The organism is Promicromonospora sp. NPDC060271 (assembly GCF_042726755.1).
GTDB lineage: Bacteria > Actinomycetota > Actinomycetes > Actinomycetales > Cellulomonadaceae > Promicromonospora.
The window spans coordinates 1-2,662 of sequence record NZ_JBHXBG010000303.1 but is presented as its reverse complement, the minus strand read 5'-3'; the positions used below and the strand labels follow the sequence as shown (position 1 = coordinate 2,662).

Genomic DNA, 2,662 nt, shown 5'->3' with positions numbered 1-2,662 from the left:
GTCCGAGCCTCCCCGGTGTTGCCGGGAGACCAGGACAGGCGCTCTACTTCGCGGACCTACTTCGGTGACGGGAGGAGAATGGCCGGGTGCAGCAGTTCGCCTCTGACAACTACGCCCCCGTCCACCCCGAGGTCATGGCCGCGATCGTCGCGGCGAACGCCGGTCCCGCCGTGTCCTACGGCGACGATCCCGTGTCCGCCCGCCTCCAGGACCGGGCAGCCGAGGTGTTCGGCGACCGCGCCCGCATCTTCCCCGTGCTGAACGGCACCGGTGCGAACGTCATCAGCCTCATGGCCGCCGCACCGCGCTGGGGCGCCGTGATCGCGAGCGACGTCGCGCACGTCCACACGGACGAGAACGGCGCCCCGGAGCGTGTCGGCGGCCTCAAGATCCTGTCGGCACCGAGCGTGGCGGGCCGCATCGGGCCCGACGCGGTGGACCGCTTCGCAGGCGACCTCGGCAACGTCCACCGCGCCCAGCCCGCGGTCCTGAGCCTCACCCAGGTCACCGAGCTCGGCACCGTCTACTCGCCTCCCGACCTGAAGCTCCTCGCCGACACCGCCCACGCGGCGGGCCTGCGGGTGCACGTCGACGGGTCGCGCCTCGCGAACGCGGCGGCGACGCTCGGCGTCGGGCTGCGGGAGATCACCACCGACGTCGGCGTCGACGTCCTGTCCTTCGGGGCCGCGAAGAACGGCGGCATGCTGGGCGAGGCGGTGGTGGTGCTGTCCGACGGCGGCGACGCGGCCGGCGCACGGACCGACCTGGGCGAGGCCGTCCCGTACCTGCGCAAGGCCACGATGCAGCTCGCGTCGAAGACCCGGTACGTGTCGGCGCAGCTGCTCGCCCTGCTCGGCGAGCCAGGGACGCCGACGTCGGGCACGGGTGAGGATGCGCCGCTGTGGCTGCGGAACGCGGCGCACTCGAACGGGATGGCCACGCGCCTGCGGGCGGGGATCGAGGCGGCAGGGCTGACCGGCCGTCACCGAGATGACCATGCACCTGCTGCCAGGGAGCAGCAGATCCTGGCAGCAGGTGCGTGGTCATCGGGCGGCACCGGCGACCGGCCGGGCCCAGTCCGCATCACCTGTCCTACTGAAGCGAACGTCGTGTTCGCCACGTTGCCGCGCGCCGCGGCCGACCGGTTGCGCGCCTACGCACGGTTCTACGACTGGGCGCCGGGCGAGACCGCGGACCGCGTGGAGGTCCGCTGGATGTGCGCGTGGGACACCACGGCGGCGGACGTCGACGGGTTCGTGCGGGCGCTCGTCGCCGCAGTGTGAGCGGACCGGTGCGGGCCGCTCGTCGCACGCGGTTCGCCTGACGGGGTGAGACTGAGGCCCATGACCCGTTTTCGCCCGCGCGTCGTCGCCGCGGTTCTCACGCTGGCGGTCCTGGCCGCCGGCTGCTCCGGTCTGCCGGGGGAGCCTGATCCGACGTCGCTCCCCGGACCCGCCCAGCCGGATGCGCAGCCGAGCCCTGCGCCGAGCAGCGCGTCGCCGGGGGAGCCGACGACCAGTGCCACCCCGACGGCGCGGCCTACGCCGACCGCGCGGCCTACGCCGGAGCCCACACCGGAGCCCACACCGGGCGAGCCCGACCTCTCGCTGGTGGACGGCTGGACCCTCGAGGAGAAGGTCGGTCAGATCCTCATGGTCGGGCTGCCGGTCGCCGGCCCGTTCCAGCCGACGTTCGACATGCTCCGCGACAGCCAGATCGGCGGGGTGTTCCTGCACGGCCGAACCAAGGCGGGCCGGCAGCCGGTGAAGAACCTGGTGGACGCCGCCGTCGACGCTGCGGCCCGGGAACGGGAGCCCCTCTTCGTGGCCACCGACCAGGAGGGCGGCGCGGTGCAGGTGCTGCGCGGTCCTGGCTTCAGCGACATCCCGAGCGCGCTGGACCAGGCCACGCTCGGGGCGACCGACCTGCGGGAGCGGTCAGCGGTCTGGGGTGACGAGCTCGTCGCCGCGGGCGTGAACCTCAACCTCGCGCCGGTGCTGGACCTCGTGCCGCAGGCCGCGGCGTCGTTGAACGCGCCCATCGGTTTCTTCGGCCGGAACTACGGGTACACCGCCCGGTCCGTCATCACGCACGGGAACGCGTTCGCGCAGGGCCAGCGCGATGCGGGTGTCCAGACCTCGATCAAGCACTTCCCCGGGCTGGGCCGGGTCGCGGGCAACACCGACGACACGGCGGGGGTGACCGATGAGGTCACGGGTCCGGACGCCGCGTCGGTCGCCGTGTTCCAGGCCGGGATCGAGGCAGGATCAGGGCTGGTCATGATGTCGTCGGCGATCTACTCGCGGATCGATCCCGACACCCCCGCCGTGTTCAGCCCCACCGTGGTGGGCATGGTGCGCGAGCTCGGGTTCGACGGCGTCATCATCTCCGACGACCTTTCGGCGGCGGTGCAGGTCGCGAGCGTGCCGCCGGGCGAGCGTGCGGTCCGCGCGGTGGACGCCGGGGTGGACCTGGTGCTCGCCTCGGCGCAGCCGTCGGTCGCACCGGCGATGGTGGACGCCCTGATCAGTACCGCGCGGGACGACCCGGACTTCGCCGCGAAGGTGGACGCGGCGGCGGCCCGGGTCGTGGCCGCGAAGACCCGACTGCCGAAGTAGAGCGCCTGTCCGGGTCTCCCTGGTGTCGCCACGGAGACCCGGAC

The 2,662-nt window shown here is 73.3% G+C and carries 2 protein-coding genes; both read left to right on the top strand.

What is annotated here, in order from left to right; genetic code table 11:
* The first annotated feature begins 86 nt into the window (after positions 1–86).
* The gene (locus ACFWE2_RS25180) at positions 87–1,283 is read left to right on the top strand and encodes a threonine aldolase family protein (RefSeq protein ID WP_377226942.1); all 1,197 of its coding nucleotides are present in this window, start codon (positions 87–89) and stop codon (positions 1,281–1,283) included.
* Between the two features lie 60 nt (positions 1,284–1,343).
* A complete protein-coding gene (locus ACFWE2_RS25175; RefSeq protein WP_377226941.1) occupies positions 1,344–2,618 on the top strand; it encodes a glycoside hydrolase family 3 N-terminal domain-containing protein in 1,275 nt (424 codons plus the stop codon).
* Positions 2,619–2,662: the final 44 nt, after the last annotated feature.

Bases quoted from the DNA above. Each gene is read 5' to 3' on its own strand.
- ACFWE2_RS25175 (WP_377226941.1), top strand. From the start codon at position 1,344: ATGACCCGTTTTCGCCCGCGCGTCGTCGCCGCGGTTCTCACGCTGGCG.